This window comes from Rhizobium sp. NXC14 (assembly GCF_002117485.1).
GTDB lineage: Bacteria > Pseudomonadota > Alphaproteobacteria > Rhizobiales > Rhizobiaceae > Rhizobium.
In genome coordinates this window covers 482,247-501,511 of sequence record NZ_CP021030.1, presented here as the reverse complement: position 1 = coordinate 501,511, position 19,265 = coordinate 482,247, and the positions used below count along the sequence as shown (strand labels likewise).

Sequence of the window (19,265 nt, the reverse complement as noted above, 5' to 3'; positions counted from 1 at the left end):
CAAATCGCAGGCCGCACTCTTCGGCCGCCAAATGCCGCTTTAGCTCAGTCGGTAGAGCACATCATTCGTAATGATGGGGTCACGTGTTCGAGTCACGTAAGCGGCACCATTTTTCCTTAAAATCACAGACTTGAATGCCGGGTTTCGCAGGTTGGACATACCGGTCAGACATTTCTTTATGCAGCCCGTCCTAGATTCCCAAGTCCGGCACCAAATATTCTAGTTCCGCTGGCTTGCCGAGGAAGGATATTCCGGAGCTTCTGGATAAGAGTTAAAGTTACGCTTGTCGATCCACCGACGGACAGGCACAAAAAGCAGGCGACCTTCGGCCATTATATTCATACGCCCGTTCTACTTACCAATAACTCCGCTGTAAAAGATAAATACTTCACGGCTCCACTTTTCTATGCTTAGATCGCACGATGAGGGGAGCTAGCAAGGCGGTCGCTTTACTACAAACAGAACTCGGGGACTGGTGGCAGGACGATCGTCGCCACTGGTGTGCCTATTGCGGGATCCCCATGCGGCAGAAGTTCGGGTTAGGTCGCCCGATTCCCGACACCAAGGCGACGCGCGATCATCTCGTGCCGAAGGCGCACGGAGGCAGCGGGCTCACGAATCCGGCCTGCCAAGGATGCAACCACTCGAAAGGTGTTTTGTCACTCGCGGAGTTTCTTTGCAGCCCGCACTTCGCCGAAGTGCGTCGGCGAAAACACCGCAACAAATGGTCTGTCCGCGATCTGTGGTTGGCATCTGCGCTGGCATCTCTCCAGCAGGCTGAAAAATTGCTGAAGCCGCGTGTGCCGGACGACTTAGCAAACTGCGATGGGTCACCGATCAAGGGTGACGCGGCCGTGCGCCAAGGCGACTCGCGAAGAAACTGACCAACCGAAGGCGAATATGGTAGGTAGCAACCACGCAGCAAGCCGCCTTAGGAAACGGTTTGAGCAGTCCCGCCTTTCGGTAAAAGCCTGACAGCACATCTCAGCCTTTCCGTCATGCTGCTCGCGCTGTCTGATTGGCACTTCGCCGTCTGCAGGTGGATATCCGGTTTGAGCACCGACGCGTTGTTTACGCCCGCCTAGTGCCCCGCATCAGTCGTTGATATTGAAAGCTGGTTCATAAACGAGAGACATCGCGCATTATACGAAAAATATCTCTTTATTTTTGCGCAATTTCCGGATGCACAACCGTTCCACACTTTGCTCCAGGAGGACCTATGCGGACAGCAGTTGCCAGTGCCATGCTTTTCACCTTTACGTTGCCCATTGCGCAGGCAGCAGACTTCCCTCTCGCCTCATGTGCTGGATGGAACGGAACGCTTGTCAGCATGACCGGCACTGACTCAAGCACTGCAGTCATGGAAGGAAAAGTCAAGCAGGCCGATTTCCGGGAATACTGCGAGCGCGACCCCGGCGGTGAAACAATAGCGCATGGCGGCAAACTTACCGTAAAGCAGTGCGTGGCGGCTTACACAAAAACGAATGGGAAAGACACTTACCGTTCCACCGCCAATTGCCGCAAGGGCACCCTGTCCTTCTTTCCTCCTGGCGGAGAACCGCTGCGCGTCACTTTTCCATTACCGGAGGATGCGTCGTGCGCCTCAGGCATGCCGCCGCTGATTGAGCAGTTCTCGATGCTCTGCCCTCAGGCGGCACGAAAGTTTAAAATGATCGATGGCGAGTGACCGGATGGCCGCTTCGGCACTGCCGACGGATTCGCATTTGCTCCTCGACCCGTTGGCCGGTATAGCGGCGCAGCCGCTGGAGGCGCGGTGGAGCAACCCATCCGTTGATGATCGCGCCGGCGGCTCTAGACCGCCACCCGCCTCTGTTGCGTCAGGCGCCGGCCAACCGACTGGCCGGGCAGCTCAATGAACTTGTAGCCTATGAAGGACAAGACATAGACGGCGGGGATGGTGACGACCAGCGTTACCAGCCAGCGAGCGGGATTGCTGAGGTCGGTATTGCCGATCAGCCAGGCGATGACCGGTTGCATGATGAGCAGGTGAATCAGATAGGCCCCGAAGGAAAGTTCTCCGAGGTTTCGGAAGAAACTGTTGCCGAGCACCGAATTGACCGAGCGGGAATAATGACCGGCGGAACCCGGAAAACGATCGGCGTGCACCAGGACAAAGAACAGCACCACGATGCCCACGCGCACAGTTTCGTGCAGCACAGTCACATCGCCGCCCAGAGGGATAAGGACCAGCAAAGCCGAAATCGCAAAGGCGAGGTAAGCTCTTCCCTGCGACATCCACAATGCGCCCGCGAGAAGCATGCCGGCGGCGAAGATGTGCATCTTCAGCGGCAGGAATGACGGCATTGGAAAGCGAAAACCAAGACGATGCACGGCCAGGGCGGCAATGACCGCCAGGCCCACGGTGACGAGCATGCCCTTCAGCCAGCCCAGCCGCCCGAGAACGATCATGATGAAGGGCAAAGCCGCATAAAACTGCATTTCCAGGCCGATGCTCCAATCCGGCAGCGCCGTGCGGAAGGCATGGGCCGGCGACAAGCCGAACAGGAAGGAGAGATGCATCAGGTAGTTGGTCAGGCTGTCGTCCAGATAGCGCGATGCGGCTTGCGGCGGATTGCCGTTGAACGCATCGATGACCATCCTCGCCTGATAGATCTCGGACCCGGCGATGAGAGCAATTACCAGCATGAAGTAATAGAGCGGTGCGATGCGGAAGAAGCGACGGGCCCAGAAGACCGCCCATGTTTGCGGGCTCTCCCATGGCTCTCTGGCTTTCCGTCTCTGATAGTGAAACACCATCAGGAAGCCCGAGAGCATGATGAACAGGTCGACCCCCAGCTCGGGATCTCCGATAACAGGCACCTTGAAGCCCGTCAGGATGTGGGCATGGCCGATCAGCACCCATAGCGCTGCCAAACCACGCAAGCCATCCAGACATTCAATGCGTCTGCCGCCCTTCATCGCGTCCATGAGATACCTCTATCCATTCGTATCCGCGGGCAGGGTTAGCATCTTCGACGGCAACCGGATAGTGTTGAGTAAATTTTTATGGGCTTCAGCACAACTTGTGCGGGTTGACAGTCGATGAAGGGCTGGCGGCATCAGGCTGCCGTTGCGTCCATTCGACTGCGAAATTTCGGAAGGAACATGCCGCTGCCGAACAGGTTTCCCCCTTGAGACAACAAGGATGGAGAACATCATGTCCTGCAAGTTCATCGCAATATCCCTCCTTTGGATCGGCCTTGCCGGCTCGGCCCTGGCGCAGACGAGCGGTGGCGCGAGTTCCAGCGGGCGGCTTTCGGTGGCGCCTGTCATCGGCGGATCGGGCAGTTCGGGCACGGGATCGGCCGGCACCGGTTCCGTCGGCACAGGGTCGGCGGGCACGGGGTCCGTCGGCACCGATCCGGGCACAACGGGCAGCACGACCGGCAATGGCGGCCTCGATCTCAACAGCGGCCGCAGCACGATCAATCCGGGCGGCGTCAATCCGGATCTGCAGCAGGTGCCGGGCTGCACCGCAGGGGCCGGTTCGCTCAGCGAAGCCTGCCAGCAGTGAGGACGGGCGACCGTTTGCCTCCCGACGGAGTGAAGGAACGGCGCCGGGCCTTCGGCTGCCGCCCTGATGGCACGCAAAAACGATGGCTGCGGCGAGAACTGCTTTACCGGCCCCGCGTGAGGTCGTAAAAGAACAGCATCCCTCCGCAAACGGCGCGTCGTCCCACATCCAGCCAGCCTGCCGATTTTTCCGGCCCTGCGGAGCACCCGAAGAGGATCGTCATGTCGAATGCAGCGCATCGCTCGAACCGCGTGCTTGTCGTCGCGACCATCATGGTGGCGACATTCATGGTTGCCATCGAGGCGACGATCGTGGCGACGGCAATGCCGCGCATCGTCGGCCAGCTCGGCGGCTTTTCCTATACAGCTGGGTATTTTCGGCCTTCCTGCTGGCGCAGTCGACGACGACGGTCATCTACGGCAAGCTTTCCGATATTTTCGGACGCAAGCCGGTGCTGATCGGCGGCATCCTGATCTTCCTCGCCGGTTCTCTGCTCTGCGGCTTTGCCTGGTCGATGATGTCGCTGGTGCTGTTCCGGCTGCTGCAGGGGCTCGGCGCCGGAGCGATCCAGCCGGTGACGATGACCATCATCGGCGACCTCTTCAAGCTTGAGGAACGCGGCCGCGTGCAGGGCGCGATGGCGACGGTCTGGGCGACGTCGGCCGTCGTCGGGCCGCTTGCCGGCGGCATCATCGTCGATACCTTCTCCTGGGCCTGGATCTTCTGGATCAACCTGCCGATCGGCATCGTCTCGATCATCGCCTTCATGATCTTCCTGAAGGAGGACGTCGCGCACAAGAAGGCGAGGATCGATTATCTCGGATCGGTGCTGTTCTCGATTTCGATCGTCGCCCTGCTCGTCATGCTGACGGAAACCGAAGCGAGCGCCTGGATCCTGCTGTCGCTCTTCGCCGTCTTCGTCGTCGCGGGGCTCTTCTTCCTCGCCCAGGAGAGGCGGGCGCCGGAGCCGATCATTTCGATCGCGCTCTGGAGCCGCCGGCTGATCGCGACCAGCAATGCCGCCACGCTGCTTGCCGGCATGGCGCTGATCGGCCTTTCCACCATCCTGCCGATCTATGTGCAGGGCGTGCTCGGCCGTTCGCCTGTTGTCGCCGGCTTCACGCTTACCATGCTCATCGTCGGCTGGCCGCTGGCGGTAATGCTCTCCAGCCGCTTCTACAGGGCCTTCGGCATTCGCCGCACACTGCGCGTCGGCAGCCTGCTGTTTCCGTTCGGCGCCTGCTTCCTGTTGTTCCTGACGCCCGAAAGCTCGCCGGTTCTTGCCGGCGCCGGCTCCTTCTTCATGGGCTTCGGCATGGGCCTGATCAGCCTGACGAGCATCGTGCTGGTGCAGGACAGCGTCGAATGGTCGATGCGCGGCAGCGCCACGGCTTCGATCATCTTCGCCCGCAGCCTCGGTAATACGCTCGGAGCCACGGTACTCGGCGCCATTCTCAATGCCGGCATCAGCCATTATGCGAGCGGCGAAACGGCGGCCGCCCTTCATAAGGCGCTGAACCAGCCGACCGGACTTTCGGCGCTCGCCGCCGATCCGGCGATCCGCAGCATCTTCGACGCGGCCTTGCACTGGAGCTTCTGGGGCGTGGTCGTCGTCGCGGTGCTGACCTTCTTCACCACCTGGCTGATCCCCGTCGGCCACCGCAAGACGCGTGAAGAGCCGGCAGTGGCAGGCGAGGCAGCCTCGCATTGACACGGTTGCTCCTGACGGGGAGCGCCTGGTAATTTGCTGACAACGTTTCCTCCGTCATGCCCGGCCTTGTGCAGCACAAGGCCGGGCATGAAGTCGCGGGTATCCCCGCAAGTGCGGAACACCGCTTCGCAGTCTTCCTGGAATTACCTTATCGGCGGTTGTCCAAAACGCGCAGGATCAAGTTTCGTCTTCCCTTGCGCTGGGCGAGATCGATATCGCTGACGAGCTTGGCGCCGCCCTCGCGCCGCTCCAAGGTGATCTTGCGGCTGTGGAAGGTTTCAAGTTCGGCCCGATGTGCCACGCTGATGATCGTCGCCGCCGGCAGTTCGTCGATCACCATCTCCATCATCCTGTCCTGGCTCTTCTCGTCGAGTGCCGAGGTCGCTTCGTCGAGAACGATGATATCGGGGGTGTGCAGCAGCAGCCGCGCGAAGGCGAGCCGTTGCTTTTCGCCGCCCGACAGGGTCTGATCCCATGGCGCGTCTTCCTCGAGCTTTTCGCTCAGATAATCCAGGCCCACTTTGGCAAGGGCGGTCTTGATTTCCTCCGGTGTCCAGCTGTCGGCGGCGCGGGGATAGGCCACCGCGCGGCGAAGCGTTCCGGACGGGATATAGGGCCGCTGCGGCAACATGAACAAGCGTCGGTCGCCGTGGAAATCGACGCTGCCGTGACCCCAGGGCCAAAGACCGGAGATGGCGCGCACCAGCGTGCTTTTGCCGGAGCCCGATTCGCCGGCCACGAGCACCCGCTCGCCTGGTGCGATCTCCACCTGGGTTTCCTTGACCACCGCGGTACCGTCGTCGAGAGTCACCGAGAGATCGTTTAAATTCAGGATTGCATTGCCCTCTGTTTCACCGTGCTTGATGCGTCCCAAGGCATCGCTTTGTTCGGCCCGCTCAAGGCCGTCGAGCGACATCATCAGCGAGGCGACGCGTCGCGCACAGGCGTTCCAGTCGGCGAGACGCGGGTAGTTGTCGACCAGCCAACCGAAGGCCGTCTGAACGATGGCGAAGGCGGAGGCAGCCTGCATGACCTCGCCAAGCGTCATGCCGCCTGCGAGAAATTTCGGCGCGCAGAGCAGGAGCGGGACAACAGGCGCAATCAGCATCGATCCGTGCGAGACGAAGGTCGTGCGCATGTGCTGGCGCGCAAGCAGCGCCCATTGCCTGAGCACATTGGAAAATGTCTTGTCTAGGTCGCTACGCTCCTCTTCCTCGCCACCGAGCAGGGCGATGCTCTCGCCGTTTTCGCGCACACGGGTCAAGGTGTATCGAAGCTCGGCCTCCACCTGGTTCTTGACCTCCGAGACCTGGACGAAATGGCGGCCGATGACCGCAATCACGGTTGAGGTGATCACGGCATAGAGAACCGCAGTGACGACGAGAAAACCGGGGATGGTGATGGTCGACCCGGCGAGGGGCAGCGTGAGCGCTCCACCGATCGTCCACAGCACGACGATGAAGGTCGAGGCCGATAGAAAGGCTGATATGACGCCGGCGATGAAATCGACCGGCGCTTCGGTGGCAATCCGCAAATCCTCCGAGATGCGCGCCTCAGGATTCTTGTGGTCGCCGCCGATGAGGTTCAGCTGATAATAACGACCGTTGGCCAGCCAGCGCGTGATCACCGTCTTCGTCAGCCAGGAGCGCCAGCGGCGCTGGATCATCATGCGAACATAGACTTGTGCGGTCACGAGAGCGACGCTTCCGAGCACGAGCGGCACGAAGACGGCGCTGAGATGATAGACGGTGCCGGCGTCGTGCCGCTCTATCGCGTCGAAGATCCCGCGGTTCCAGCGGTTGATCCCATATTGGAAGCCGACATTCATGCAGATCATCGTCAACAGACCGATCGAGCATGGCCAGGCGAGCCTGTCGCCACCGCGGCCCCAGTAACGGCGGGCGCTGATCCAGAAACGCCTGAGCAAATATCGCTTGCGCGCCTGCTCTGCCTCCTCGGGCGTGAGCTGCGGACTGGGTTCGATGACATCCGGCGGCGCGATCTCGACAGTCGGTGCCTTCTGCTGGTGCGACTTCTCGGCACCGTCCTGCTCGGTGCCGTCGACCGATTTCGGGTTGAGTGTAACGTCGGTCATAAGCACGATAACGGCTTACAAATCAGAAGGTTTCATGGCGCCGCGCCGACGTGGCGCTCGCATCAAGCTGACGTCTGCCGAGAGAGGCCCCTCAGGCGTTGTCGCTCATGGTCTGCGGCAGAGATTGCAGCAGGGTCTGACGGGCGGAGCGCAGGTGGACGCGGCAGGCTTTTCCGATCGCTGCCTGATCGCCGGATTCCAATGCGGCGATATAGTCCAGATGTTCGTGGATGGCGCGCTCGTTGCGCTCGCGGGCGGCGGTCTTGTTCCACTGGTAGTGATAGTGGAAGATGATGGCGATCGCATCGTAGAAATCGGCGATGAAGCGGTTCTTCGAGGCGCGGTGGATCAACAAGTGGAAGCGCTCGTCGAGGACGGAGAAATCCTTGAAACGCTGGTTGATGTCGGCAAGCATGGCGAGATGCTCCTCGCGCATGGCGGCAAGATCGATCCACGCTTGATTGTCTTTGGGAAGCCGGCCGAACTCGGCAGCCGAATGCAGCTCGAACATTTCGCGGACATCGGCAAGTTCGAGCGCGAATTCGCGGGTAAAACCCTTCAGCGTCCAATGACTGTTCGGCCGCTTTTCGATCAGGCCGAAGCGGGAGAAGCGGATCAGGAATTCGCGCACGCTGGTCGTGCCGGTGCCGATCTCGCGGGCAAGCTCCAATTCGTTGATCTGCATTCCGGGCGCGGCATCGTCGGCAAGGATGCGCCGCATGAAACTACGCTCGATGATGTCATGCAGCGAATCCGTTTCTTCGGAGGGAAAAAGATCGCGGTCGGTGGGCTCGCGCAGCACGATCTTCTGACGCTTGTTCCAGCGGATGATGCCTTCATCGCTGAGGCGGGTGAGGATGGCCCGCGCGGTGGAACGGCTGACGCCGAGCTGGGCGGCGATCTCCGGCTCCGACGGCAGCGCCGTATCCGTGCGCAGGGCCGCGGCATACCTGTTGTATGCTTCCTTGAAGACCGTGTTCTGCCTTGCCATCAGATCCCCCGCTTTCCGCCCGCGTGCCGGGATTTCCTTCCCGCCTCAAAAAGCGAAAAGGCGACCGACCGGAGCTTGTTCAAAATCCATTAGCGTATTTCCGATCGTCTGCGGCGCATTGCCTCCCTCGTCCACAGGATCAATATTCCCGTTGACTTGAAAATGTTTATTGTAGATAAAAAACAAAATCAATCGCATTCGCCGATGCAGCGAGCGTTTCCTTCAGGGAGAAGAGATTGGACAAACAGCCTTGGATCATCCTGTCGGCCGGCGACAATGTCGCGGTCGCAACGTCCGCCATCGCTGAGGGCTCGACGGTTGCCGGCGTCGAGGCCCGCCAGAAGATCGAGCCGGGCCACAAGGTGGCGATTGCCGATATTCCGCTCGGTTCGGCCGTGGTGAAATACGGACAGGCGATCGGCCGCACCACCGCCGAGGTCAAGGCCGGCGACCATGTGCACAGCCATAATCTGCATTTCGAAAACGACCGGCTCGCCGTCACCGCCAATTCGGCACCGGAAGAAGCAACCGCCGAGGACAAGGCGCGCACCTTCATGGGCTACCGCCGCGCCGATGGACGGGCGGCGACACGCAATTATATCGGCATCATCGCCAGCGTGAACTGTTCCACCACCGTCTGCCGGGCGATCGCCGACGAGGCGAACCGGACGATCCTGCCGCATTATGACGGCATCGACGGTTTCGTGCCGATCGTGCATGACCAGGGCTGCGGCATGAGCTCGACCGGCGACGGCATGAATGTGCTGCACCGGACGCTTGCCGGCTATACCAGGCATGTCAATTTCGGCGGCGTGCTGATGATCGGCCTCGGCTGCGAGGTCAACCAGCTGACGCTTTACGGCCAGAGCGGCGCTGGCGCCTCCAAGCGCCATTTCAACATTCAGGATGCCGGCGGTTCTCGCCGTGCGGTCGAACGCGCCATGGGCGTGCTCCGCGAGATCGCCGCCGATGTCGGCAAGGAGAAGCGGGTTCCGATCTCGATCGGCGAGATCATCATTGGCCTGCAATGCGGCGGCTCGGACGGCTTTTCCGGCATCACCGCCAATCCGGCGCTCGGCGTCGCCGCCGATCTGCTGGCGGCGGCCGGCGGCACGGCGATCCTGTCGGAGACCTCGGAGATTTACGGCGCTGAACATCTGCTGCGCAGCCGCGCCGTCAGCGACGAGGTGGCGAGAAAGCTCGACGAGAAAATCGCCTGGTGGGAAGACTATGTCGCCCTGCATGGCGCCTCGCTCGACAACAACCCGTCGCCCGGCAACAAGCGCGGCGGTCTCACAACCATCCTGGAAAAGTCGCTCGGTGCGGTAGCCAAGGGTGGCCGCTCGCCGCTGACGGCGGTCTATGGTTATGCCGAGCGGGTGACAGCCCCCGGCCTCGTCTTCATGGACACGCCCGGCTACGATCCCGTCTCGGCAACCGGCCAGGTGGCCGGCGGGGCGAACATGATCGCGTTCACCACAGGCCGCGGCAGCTGCTTCGGCTGTCGGCCCGCGCCGTCCTTGAAGCTGTCGAGCAATTCGGCGCTCTATGCCTCCATGGAAGAGGACATGGACATCGATTGCGGCACCATCGCAACCGGTGACGCGACGATCAGCGGCAAGGGCCGCGAGATCTTCGACCTGATCGTCGATACGGCCTCCGGCAAGAAGACAAAGAGCGAGATCTTCGGTTACGGCGATAACGAATTCGTGCCTTGGCATCTCGGCGCAACGCTCTAGATGCGATGCTAAGCGTTTGTTTTTATACAATTCCCAGGGGGCATGATGAAGACGAGACGGATCGGCAAGACCGGCCTTGAGGTGACGGAGATCAGCTACGGCGCAGCGCCCCTCGGCGGTCTCTACCGCGCCTGCCCGCGTGAGCAGGCGATGGAAACTCTACAAGCGGCCTGGGAGAGCGGCATCCGCTATTTCGACGTCGCCCCCTGGTATGGCCTCGGCCTTGCCGAACGGCGCGTCGGTGATTTCCTGCGTGACCAGGCGGACGGTGCCTACGTGCTTTCCACCAAGGTCGGCCGGCTGCTTCGGCCGGTGCCGACCGGAACGGTGCCGGATTACAGCTATGTCGATCCGCTGTCCTTCGATGCCGATTACGACTATTCCTATGACGGCATCATGCGCTCGGTCGAGTTCAGCTATGCGCGTCTCGGCCTCAACCGCATCGACATCCTCTATGTGCACGATATCGGCGTCTACACGCATGGCGCGGCGAAGAACGCGATCTACCAGAAGCAGCTGCTCGATTCCGGCGTGAAGGCGCTGGAAGAGCTGAAATCATCCGGCGCGATTTCCGCCTTCGGCCTCGGCGTCAACGAAGTGCCCGTCTGCCTCGACGTCATGCGCCATGCCGATCTCGACTGCATCCTGCTTGCCGGCCGCTATACGCTGCTCGACCGTTCGGCGGTCGACGAACTCCTGCCGCTCTGCCGGCAGAAGGGCACGTCGCTCGTCGTCGGCGGCGTCTTCAACTCCGGCATCCTCGCCACCGGCCCGGTGCCGGGCTCGCATTTCGATTATATGCCGGCAGACGAGGCCGTGCTCGCCAAGGTCGGCGCGATGGAGGCGATTTCCAAGCGCCACGGCGTGCCGCTCGCGGCCGCCGCCATGCAGTTTCCGCTGCGCGATCCGATCGTCGCCTCGGTGCTGATCGGCACGGCCAAGCCCTCGAGCCTGACGCGCAACATGGAAACGGTCGCGACGCCGCTTGCCGACGGCATCTTTGCCGAATTCGAACCCTATACGCTCACCGCGCCGCCGCTCGGCACCGAAGCCGTCCGAGTCTGAGGAGATATTATGCTTAGAGGTATTCATCCGCTGCTCGGGCCCGACCTGCTCCATGCGCTGAAGACGATGGGACATGGCGACGACATCGTCATCGCAGACGCCAATTTTCCCGCCGGCTCGATGGGCCCGCCGGTCATCCGCGCCGATGGCGTCAGCGCCACCGACATGGCCGCAGCAATCCTGGCGCATATGCCGCTCGACACTTTCGTGCCGGAAACCGCATGGAGGATGGAGGTCGTCGGCGACCCCGGCGCCGTGCCCGAAGTGTGCGCGGAGTTCCAGCAGATCGTCTGGAAGCGCGCCGGCGATTTTGCCATCGTGCCGGTGGAGCGCTTCGCCTTCTACGCGATGGCCCGCAAGGCCGCCTATATCGTCGCGACAACGGAGTTCCGGCTATACGGCAACCTGATTTTGAAAAAGGGCGTCGTGCACCCGCACGAGGTCGATCTGACCTGATAGCTATTTTAGGCTATCGTAGTAATGAAATAAAATCAGGTGCTTGGAGGGAGTCTTCCGGAGTAAAAAAGCGCATTCGACGCCCTTGCAATTTGAATGCGCCTCGGCTAGCTTCTCACTGCAAATGTTTTTTATCGATAAAAACCTTCCGCCAGCGTTCAGCGGTCCGGTTTATTTGGAGGAGAACGCATCCTGAGAGGAGAACCTTTATGAGCATCGTGAAATCCCTTCTGTCCCGCCGCGCCTTTACCGCGCTGGCAGGTGCAGCCGTCATCGCCACGGCAATGCCGGTCACGTCCTTTGCCGCAGACGTGACGATCCCGATCATCGTCAAGGACACGACGTCCTTCTACTGGCAGATCGTTCTGGCCGGCGCCCGCAAGGCCGGCAAGGATCTCGGCGTCAACGTGCCGGAACTCGGTGCCCAGGCCGAATCCGACATCAACGGCCAGATCAGCATTCTGGAAAACGCCGTCGCCGGCAAACCCGCCGCCATCGTCATCTCGCCGACCGAGTTCAAGGCGCTCGGTAAGCCGATCGACGAAGCCGCCAAGTCGGTTCCGATTATCGGCATCGACTCCGGTGCCGACTCCAAGGCATTCAAGTCGTTCCTGACGACCGACAACGTCCAGGGCGGCCGCATCGCCGCCGACGGTCTTGCCGCCGCGATCAAGGAAATGACAGGCAAGGAAGAAGGCGACATCGTCATCCTCACCAATCTTCCCGGCGTCGGCTCGCTCGAACAGCGCCGCGAAGGCTTCCTCGATCAGATCAAGACCAAGCATCCCGGTCTCAAAGTCATTGCCGACAAGTACGGCGATGGCCAGGCAACCACCGGCCTCAACATGATGACCGACCTGATCACGGCAAACCCGAAGCTCGTCGGCGTCTTCGCCTCGAACCTGATCCTGGCGCAGGGCGTCGGCCAGGCGATCGCCGAAAACAAGCTCGGCGACAAAATCAAGGTCATCGGCTTCGACAGCGACGACAAGACGGTCGGCTTCCTCAAGGACGGCGCCATTGCCGGCCTCGTCGTTCAGGACCCCTATCGCATGGGTTATGACGGCATCAAGACCGCGCTTGCCGTCTCCAAGGGCGAGAAGGTTCCGGAAAATGTCGACACCGGCGCCAATCTCGTCACCAAGGCGAACATGTCCGACCCGAAGATCGACGCGCTCTTGAACCCGAAGATCAAGTAAGACGACAGACGGCCGCGCCGGCTTCCAAAAACCGGCGCGGCCTTTTCCATCCATGGTATGGTTCACCAGGGTTGGAGCAGACGCGACAAGAGGAGGAAAGGTCCATGATCGGACTGGAAGAGGTCAGTCATCGCCATGATGATAGCGCCACGCTGAAAGAAGCCAATCGCATCGCCGCCGGATCGCCCATCCTCGAACTCAAAGGCCTGCAGAAGAATTACGGTCACGTGCAGGCGCTGAAGCCGGCGACGCTGACCTTCCTGGCCGGCGAAATCCACGCCATCGTCGGCGAAAACGGCGCCGGCAAATCAACCCTGATCAAATTGCTCACCGGCGTCATCACCCGCACGGCCGGCGAGGTACTGTGGTGCGGCCATCCGGTGGGGCTGTCGACGCCGAACGAGGCGATCGCCCGCGGCATCAACGCCGTCCACCAGGAAGTGGTGCTCTGCCGGCACCTGACGGTCGCCGCCAACCTCTTCCTCGGCGACGAGGTCAACCGCTACGGCCTGATGCGCAAGAAGCAGATGGAGAAGATGGCGCAGGCCGTGCTCGACGATCTCGGCTTCGGCCTGCCGGCCGGCGCGCTTCTAAGCTCGCTGACGATCGGCCAGCAGCAGCTGGTGGCAACGGCACGCGCGGCGATGCGCGGCACGCAGTTCCTGATCTTCGACGAACCGACCGCCTATCTCACCCGGCAGGAATCGGCGCAGCTGTTCAAGCTGATCCGCCGCCTGCAGGGCGAAGGCGTCACCATCGTCTATATCAGCCACCGCATGGAGGAAGTCTTTGAGCTCGCCGACCGTGTCTCGGTGCTGCGCGACGGCACGCATGTCGGCACCCGCCTGATCGGCGAGACCAACGATGCCGAGCTGATCGCGTTGATGATCAATCGTTCGATCGAACAGATCTATCACAAGGAAGAGATTGCCATCGGCGAGACGATCGTCGAGGTCCGCGGCCTCTCCGGCCCGGGCTTCGAAGACGTGTCGCTCAGCGTCAAAGCCGGGCAGATCGTCGGACTCTACGGTCTGATCGGTGCCGGACGCAGCGAATTTGCGCTCGGCCTCTACGGGCGCCAGCCGATCAGCGCCGGTGATATCCAGTGGATGGGCAAGCCTGTCGATATCCGCAATGAACGCACGGCGATGGAGCTCGGCATTGCTCTGGCGCCCGAAAGCCGGCGTGACCAGGGGCTCTGCCTCAACCTGCCGATCGGCCTCAACATCAACCTGCCGGTGTTCGGGCGGTTGAGCCACGGGCCTGTGATCAATCACGCACGCGAATCGGCCAATGCCGACAAGCAGATCCGCGATCTCAGCATCAAGACGCCGAGCCGGCGGGTTCCCGCCTCCAGCATGTCGGGCGGCAACCAGCAGAAGATCGTCATCGGCAAATGGCTGAGCCATGGCGCGCGGCTGTTCATCTTTGACGAGCCGACCGTCGGCGTCGACGTCGGCACCAAGGCTGAGATCTACCGGCTGTTCGCCAAGCTTCTGAAGGAAGGAGCGGGCATCATCCTGATCTCCTCCTATCTGCCGGAGGTCTACGAGCTGGCCGACCGGCTGCACGTCTTCCGCGGCGGCAGGCTGGTCGCGAGCCATGATTTTCACGCGGCGACGCATGAACAAGTGCTCAGCGAAGCGATCGGCGTCTGAGCCAGAAGACTGGAGCAATTCCAACAAAAAGTGTGAAGCGGTTTTGCGTCCGGAATTGCGTAAAAACACATTGATAGAGCATTTCTGCGGTTCGGAGAAAACGGAAGTGCTCTAAGAGGGAGAAAATTCATGACTGTCACCCCCACCGAAATCGTCGCGCCGCCGCCGCGCCGGAAAATGAACATCCTGTTCGGCCTCACACTGATCGGCCTGCTGGTCTTCCTCTGGATCGTGCTCGGCTTCGTCACCGCCAGCTTCTGGACGCCGCTCAATATCTCCAACCTGCTGCGCCAAGGCGCAATGACGGCGATCCTGGCGCTCGGCCAGACCTTCGTCATCATCACCGCCGGCATCGACCTGTCGGTTGGCGCAATCGTCGGCTTCTGCACCGTCATCATCGCCTGGCTGCTGCAGGCGGGCGTGCCGCTCTGGGGAGCGATCGCGCTGACGCTCGCCATCGGTGTTGCGATCGGCGCCTTCCATGGCTTCGGCATCGTGCATATGGGCCTACCGCCCTTCATCATCACGCTGGCGACGCTGACCTCGCTGCGCGGCATCGGCCTCCTGATCACCAACGGTTCGACGATCAGCATCACCGACGAGAGCTTCAGCAATTTCGCCCGCGCCGATTTTCTCGGCATTCCCAGTCTGTTCTGGATGGTCATCCTGGTGGCGGTGCCCTCCTTCGTCTTCCTGCATCTGAGCCGCTGGGGCCGCTATCTCTTCGCGGTCGGTTCGAATGCGGAAGCCGCGCGGCTTTCCGGCGTCAACGTCAAGGGCATGATCTATCTCGCCTATATCCTCTCGGCCGGCTTTGCGGCCTTCGTCGGCGTGCTGCTCGCCTCGCGCATCGCGATCGGCAATGCGACACAGGCCGACGGCTGGGAACTGCAGGCAATCGCCTCGTCGGTCATCGGCGGCACCAGCCTGTTCGGCGCCGTCGGTTCCGTGCACGGCCCGCTGATCGGCGCCTTCATTCTCGCCACCATCAACAACGGCGCGAACCTTCTGAACGTCAACTCCTTCTGGCAGCGCATCATCACCGGTCTGCTGATCATCGTGATCGTCTTCTTTGACCAGCTGCGCCGCCGCAAGAGCAGCTGAGCGGCGGGCAGGAAATCGTCCGCCTGCCGCCCCTCATCCGCCTGCCAGCACCTTCTCCCCGTAAACGGGGCGAAGGGGGATAGCCGAAACCTCTCGGTCCCGCCAACGCCTCGTTTGGCACGTCCCCTCGCCCCGTTTACGGGGGTCCGCAGGACGGGTCGAGACGAGTGGCTCGACCCCGATAAGGTGGGGGTGAGGGGCAAGTTTTCCGCACGAACCGAACAGCAGTGGCCGACACAGAGTAAAGAACGAAGAATGCGAGACCTGTCATGAAAGCAGTTGTTTGCCGGGAACCCGGCGTGCTCGACATCATCGACCGCCCATCACCCGCCGCGCCGGCGCCCGGTTGGGTGCGGCTGGCCGTCAGCCATGTCGGCATCTGCGGCACCGATTATCATATCTTCGAGGGCAAGCACCCTTTCCTCGAATATCCCCGGGTCATGGGGCACGAGATCTCGGCAACGGTGATCGAGGCGGGCGACGGTGTCGCGCTTGCGGCCGGCACATCGGTCATCGTCAACCCCTATCTCTCCTGCGGCCAATGTGTCGCCTGCATCAAGGGCAAGCCGAATTGCTGCACCAACATCAAGGTGCTCGGCGTTCATACCGACGGCGCCTTCTGCGAGGAGATCTCCGTTCCCGCCGATAATCTCTATCCCGCCAAGGGCCTGAGCCTCGAGGCGGCGGCGACGACAGAGTTTCTGGCGATCGGCGCTCATGCGGTGCGCCGCTCGCTGGCCGGCGACGGCGCGCGCTCGCTCGTCATCGGCGCCGGGCCGATCGGGCTCGGCGCGGCGATCTTCTCGCGCATCGCCGGCCATGAGGTAACGCTGCTCGATACCAGCGCCGAGCGGCTGCAGATGGCCGCCGAGCGCTTCGGCTTCACCTCCGGCATCGTCGCCGATGAAGGAACCGCGAATGCCGTGCGGGAAAAAACCAATGGCGACGGTTTCGATGTGGTCTTCGATGCCACAGGTTACGGCCCGTCGATGGAAAAAGCCTTCTCCTTCGTCGCCCATGGCGGCGCGCTGGTGCTGGTCAGCGTCGTCAAGGACGATATCCGCTTCTCCGACCCCGAATTTCACAAGCGCGAAATGATGCTGATCGGCAGCCGCAATGCCACGCGTGCCGACTTCGAGCATGTGGCGGATTCGATCGCCAAGGGGCTTGTGCCGGTGGACAAGCTCATCACCCATCGCACGACGCTCGATAATGCGCCGCGCGATCTCGCCCGCTGGGCGCATGAGAAGAGCGGGCTGATCAAGGCGGTGGTTCGGGTTGGGGGGTAGGTAATTCCCGCCGGGGCGTGACCGTTTTTACAAGGGGACTTGGGGAACGGAGACGGTGCGGCATATCCTCTTCTCCCCAGCGGGGAGAAGGTGACCCGAAGGGTCGGATGAGGGGGCCACACGGAACACCCCCACGTTCAAAACTATCCCGCACGCAGGGCACACGATCGAAGGACGCCGTCGCCGTCGGAGGCCGGTAACCTTATCGGAAAAACCGGCGTTGGCGGCCCCCTCATCCGCCCTACGGGCACCTTCTCCCCGCTGGGGAGAAGAGGGAATCGAGAGGATGCGGCTTGTCCTTCGCGCGTTTACGGGATCAAGGGCGAACTTAGCCCGCTCCCTCGATCGCCCTACACATCTGCCTGACCGCAGCGACATCCGTCCGGTTCGTACTCTTCGCCTCGAAACCAAACGTCACCGCGCGCGGATCGGCGCTTTCGACCGGCGAGCTGCAGGATCCATGCACCTCTCGGGCGCCGGTCGCACGGAGAATTTCTCCGACATTGGCGGGGCGGATGCCGCTGCCGGGCATGATCGAGATGCGGCCGGCCGCTTTCTCTGAAAGACGCTTCAGCGTGTCGATCCCATCGGCGGCCTTGACCGCGCAGCCGGAGGTGAGGATGCGTTCGCAGCCGAGTTCGATTGCCTGTTCCAGCGCCTGATCGGCGTCCGGCACCAGGTCGAAAGCGCGGTGCAGCGTCGAACCGAGGCCGACGGCATGCGCTTTCAGCCGGCGGATCAGCGGCAGGTCGAGCGTGCCGTCCGGGCGGTTGGCGCCGATGACGACGCCGGCGAGGCCGGCGGCGCGCACCGCCTCGATGTCGAGCATCATCGCCTCCTCATCGACGCTGTCGAAAAAGAAGGGGCCGGCATGCGGGCGGATCATGGCATAGATCGGAACGGGCGCCCGGGCAGCGATCCGCATCAGGCTCGGCAGTGGCGTCAGGCCGCCGAGCTCCAGCGCCGAGCAGAGCTCGATGCGGCCGGCGCCGCCTTCGATCGCGGCAGCGAGACCCGCGGCGCTGTCGACGCATACTTCGAGCAAAATCGTCATGCAGTCTCCCTGGCTCCGTCGACCTGTCTTGTGATGTGCGCGGCCGTTTCCGACGTCATTCTGGCAGCCGCAGCGATGATCATCTCGCAGGCATCGGCAGCGGCTTTTCGATGGTTGAAGGCGACGTGATAGGACATCGGCAGACGCTCGTCGAGATCGACGATGCGCACCTTGTCGGCGATCGGCATGGCGCTGACGCGGCCGAGGAAGGAGACGTAGCCGTGATTGGCGACGAGGTCGACGATGACAGGCAGCGAATCCGCCGCGGTGATATCCCGGCTGCGCAAGCGCCGGTCGGGTGCGCGCTCGTCGCTGAAGGCCATGGCCGCGTGGCCGAGGCCGGTGCGCGGGCTCGGCGTGCAGATCGCATGCGCGGCGACGAGTTCGGCGACCGAGGTTTGCGTGCTTTGCGGCGGCGCGATCACCACCATGTCGGTCTGCAGCAGTTCGCGATGCCGGAAGTGCTCGAGGCCGAAGACCGAATCCAGGATGGCGACATCGATGCGGCCGCTTTTCAGCGCCTCGCGCAGGTCGTCGGCGGTCATCGAGACCAGCGAGATCGCATTGTTGCTGCGGTGCGCATTCCACTCGGAAACGAGCAAGCCCAAGCAGCGCGCCACCCAGCTTTCCGATCCGGTCGGGATGATCGAGCCGATGCGCAGCGATCGGGCGGTGCGCCGGTAGCGCTCGTCTGCAGCCTGTTTCAGATCGTTCCACGCCTGGCTGATCGCCATGAAGATCTGGTAGGCGTGCCGGCCCTCCTCCGTCAGCACCGAACCCTGTGCCTGCCGCTCGAACAGGCGGCGACCAAGGAACTTCTCGAGATTGGCAAGCTGCAGCGAAAGCTGCGGTTGCCCCAAGCGAAGGCGGCGGGCGGCGCGGTTGATGCTGCCCTGGTCAGCCACCTCGAGAAAACGCTCGATCGCGACGACCTTGACGGGAATACGCGACGCCCAGGATTCGTAAGCCCCGGCGCTCGCGCACTCATGGCCCACGAGTTGATGAAGCTGTCCGATCGCAGCAGTGATCGGCTCCAGCCCTTCCTGCACCCTGTCGCTTGCGAGCAGCGTCGCCAGCTCGCCCGACGAACGTTCCGTCAACTTCATCGCCAATTCGGTTTCAAGCTGGCGGATCGCAGTCGAGGCGGTGGAGGGCGACAGCTGGAAGCGGCGCGCGGTCTCGCGGACCGAGCCGGAACTCAGGACATGGCCGGCAATGAAAAGGGCACCCAGATGCAAAGATCTCGCTCCGAAAGCGCTGGAAAAACCGGACGATATGATGTGTTCGGCAAAAAAGATATCCCCGCCTGAGGATCGGCGTTCTATCGTCTGCGCATAAAAATCCGGGCGGCGATGTTTTCGCAAGAAGA

The 19,265-nt window shown here is 62.1% G+C and carries 15 protein-coding genes, 1 tRNA gene and 1 pseudogene; 12 read left to right on the top strand and 5 right to left on the bottom strand.

Annotated features, from left to right (window positions below; translation table 11 throughout):
• The first annotated feature begins 33 nt into the window (after positions 1-33).
• The 3 genes from NXC14_RS02465 (at position 34) to NXC14_RS02460 (ending at position 1,687) form a co-directional block, all read left to right on the top strand.
• A tRNA-Thr gene (locus NXC14_RS02465) sits at positions 34-109 on the top strand.
• Between the two features lie 412 nt (positions 110-521).
• A complete protein-coding gene (locus NXC14_RS32260) occupies positions 522-884 on the top strand; it encodes an HNH endonuclease (protein WP_198175490.1) in 363 nt (120 codons plus the stop codon).
• Between the two features lie 335 nt (positions 885-1,219).
• Positions 1,220-1,687 (top strand): hypothetical protein, encoded by a 468-nt coding sequence (locus NXC14_RS02460; RefSeq protein ID WP_085776818.1) that lies wholly within the window; start codon positions 1,220-1,222, stop codon positions 1,685-1,687.
• 125 nt (positions 1,688-1,812) lie between these two features.
• Here the strand turns inward: NXC14_RS02460 and NXC14_RS02455 are convergent, their stop codons facing one another.
• On the bottom strand, positions 1,813-2,949 hold the full coding sequence (locus tag NXC14_RS02455; RefSeq protein WP_085776817.1) for an acyltransferase: 1,137 nt from the start codon (positions 2,947-2,949) through the stop codon (positions 1,813-1,815).
• Between the two features lie 229 nt (positions 2,950-3,178).
• Here NXC14_RS02455 and NXC14_RS02450 point away from each other — a divergent pair, with 229 nt between their 5' ends.
• The gene (locus NXC14_RS02450; protein WP_085779945.1) at positions 3,179-3,535 is read left to right on the top strand and encodes a hypothetical protein; all 357 of its coding nucleotides are present in this window, start codon (positions 3,179-3,181) and stop codon (positions 3,533-3,535) included.
• A gap of 221 nt (positions 3,536-3,756) precedes the next feature.
• A pseudogene (locus tag NXC14_RS02445) lies at positions 3,757-5,246 on the top strand (MDR family MFS transporter).
• A gap of 148 nt (positions 5,247-5,394) precedes the next feature.
• On the opposite strand, the gene NXC14_RS02440 reads toward NXC14_RS02445, so the two are convergent.
• Positions 5,395-7,341 carry an ABC transporter ATP-binding protein/permease gene (locus tag NXC14_RS02440; RefSeq protein WP_085776816.1) on the bottom strand — a complete coding sequence of 649 codons (1,947 nt, stop codon included), beginning with the start codon at positions 7,339-7,341 and terminating at the stop codon, positions 5,395-5,397.
• Positions 7,342-7,432: 91 nt separating this feature from the next.
• Positions 7,433-8,332 (bottom strand): GntR family transcriptional regulator, encoded by a 900-nt coding sequence (locus tag NXC14_RS02435; RefSeq protein WP_085776815.1) that lies wholly within the window; start codon positions 8,330-8,332, stop codon positions 7,433-7,435.
• Between the two features lie 236 nt (positions 8,333-8,568).
• On the opposite strand from NXC14_RS02435, the gene NXC14_RS02430 reads away from it, so the two are divergent.
• The 7 genes from NXC14_RS02430 to NXC14_RS02400 all read left to right on the top strand — a co-directional run bounded on the left by NXC14_RS02430 (position 8,569) and on the right by NXC14_RS02400 (position 16,842).
• Entirely contained in the window at positions 8,569-10,071 is a 1,503-nt protein-coding gene (locus NXC14_RS02430) for an altronate dehydratase family protein (protein WP_085776814.1), read from the top strand.
• Between the two features lie 45 nt (positions 10,072-10,116).
• The gene (locus NXC14_RS02425) at positions 10,117-11,136 is read left to right on the top strand and encodes an aldo/keto reductase (RefSeq protein WP_085779944.1); all 1,020 of its coding nucleotides are present in this window, start codon (positions 10,117-10,119) and stop codon (positions 11,134-11,136) included.
• 9 nt (positions 11,137-11,145) lie between these two features.
• Positions 11,146-11,592 (top strand): RbsD/FucU domain-containing protein, encoded by a 447-nt coding sequence (locus NXC14_RS02420; protein ID WP_085776813.1) that lies wholly within the window; start codon positions 11,146-11,148, stop codon positions 11,590-11,592.
• Positions 11,593-11,801: 209 nt separating this feature from the next.
• On the top strand, positions 11,802-12,791 hold the full coding sequence (locus tag NXC14_RS02415) for an ABC transporter substrate-binding protein (RefSeq protein WP_085776812.1): 990 nt from the start codon (positions 11,802-11,804) through the stop codon (positions 12,789-12,791).
• Between the two features lie 104 nt (positions 12,792-12,895).
• Entirely contained in the window at positions 12,896-14,449 is a 1,554-nt protein-coding gene (locus NXC14_RS02410; protein WP_085776811.1) for a sugar ABC transporter ATP-binding protein, read from the top strand.
• 129 nt (positions 14,450-14,578) lie between these two features.
• Positions 14,579-15,553 (top strand): ABC transporter permease, encoded by a 975-nt coding sequence (locus NXC14_RS02405; RefSeq protein ID WP_085776810.1) that lies wholly within the window; start codon positions 14,579-14,581, stop codon positions 15,551-15,553.
• Positions 15,554-15,822: 269 nt separating this feature from the next.
• Positions 15,823-16,842 carry a zinc-binding alcohol dehydrogenase family protein gene (locus tag NXC14_RS02400; RefSeq protein ID WP_085776809.1) on the top strand — a complete coding sequence of 340 codons (1,020 nt, stop codon included), beginning with the start codon at positions 15,823-15,825 and terminating at the stop codon, positions 16,840-16,842.
• Between the two features lie 328 nt (positions 16,843-17,170).
• Here the strand turns inward: NXC14_RS02400 and NXC14_RS02395 are convergent, their stop codons facing one another.
• Together NXC14_RS02395 and NXC14_RS02390 are read right to left on the bottom strand one after the other, a co-directional pair.
• A complete protein-coding gene (locus NXC14_RS02395) occupies positions 17,171-17,896 on the bottom strand; it encodes a copper homeostasis protein CutC (protein WP_085776808.1) in 726 nt (241 codons plus the stop codon).
• Positions 17,893-19,134, bottom strand: a complete 1,242-nt coding sequence (locus tag NXC14_RS02390) for a LysR family transcriptional regulator (RefSeq protein WP_085776807.1) — start codon at positions 19,132-19,134, stop codon at positions 17,893-17,895. The genes NXC14_RS02395 and NXC14_RS02390 overlap by 4 nt, the downstream gene beginning before the upstream one ends.
• Between the last annotated feature and the right edge of the window lie 131 nt (positions 19,135-19,265).

Excerpts from the sequence above, each read along its gene's own strand:
- NXC14_RS02425 (WP_085779944.1), top strand. The coding sequence starts at position 10,117 with ATGAAGACGAGACGGATCGGCAAGACCGGCCTTGAGGTGACGGAGATC.
- NXC14_RS02435 (WP_085776815.1), bottom strand. The coding sequence starts at position 8,332 with ATGGCAAGGCAGAACACGGTCTTCAAGGAAGCATACAACAGGTATGCC.
- NXC14_RS02420 (WP_085776813.1), top strand. The coding sequence starts at position 11,146 with ATGCTTAGAGGTATTCATCCGCTGCTCGGGCCCGACCTGCTCCATGCG.
- NXC14_RS02455 (WP_085776817.1), bottom strand. The coding sequence starts at position 2,949 with ATGGACGCGATGAAGGGCGGCAGACGCATTGAATGTCTGGATGGCTTG.
- NXC14_RS02440 (WP_085776816.1), bottom strand. The coding sequence starts at position 7,341 with ATGACCGACGTTACACTCAACCCGAAATCGGTCGACGGCACCGAGCAG.
- NXC14_RS02450 (WP_085779945.1), top strand. The coding sequence starts at position 3,179 with ATGTCCTGCAAGTTCATCGCAATATCCCTCCTTTGGATCGGCCTTGCC.
- NXC14_RS02415 (WP_085776812.1), top strand. The coding sequence starts at position 11,802 with ATGAGCATCGTGAAATCCCTTCTGTCCCGCCGCGCCTTTACCGCGCTG.
- NXC14_RS02405 (WP_085776810.1), top strand. The coding sequence starts at position 14,579 with ATGACTGTCACCCCCACCGAAATCGTCGCGCCGCCGCCGCGCCGGAAA.
- NXC14_RS02410 (WP_085776811.1), top strand. The coding sequence starts at position 12,896 with ATGATCGGACTGGAAGAGGTCAGTCATCGCCATGATGATAGCGCCACG.
- NXC14_RS32260 (WP_198175490.1), top strand. The coding sequence starts at position 522 with ATGCGGCAGAAGTTCGGGTTAGGTCGCCCGATTCCCGACACCAAGGCG.
- NXC14_RS02460 (WP_085776818.1), top strand. The coding sequence starts at position 1,220 with ATGCGGACAGCAGTTGCCAGTGCCATGCTTTTCACCTTTACGTTGCCC.
- NXC14_RS02400 (WP_085776809.1), top strand. The coding sequence starts at position 15,823 with ATGAAAGCAGTTGTTTGCCGGGAACCCGGCGTGCTCGACATCATCGAC.
- NXC14_RS02395 (WP_085776808.1), bottom strand. The coding sequence starts at position 17,896 with ATGACGATTTTGCTCGAAGTATGCGTCGACAGCGCCGCGGGTCTCGCT.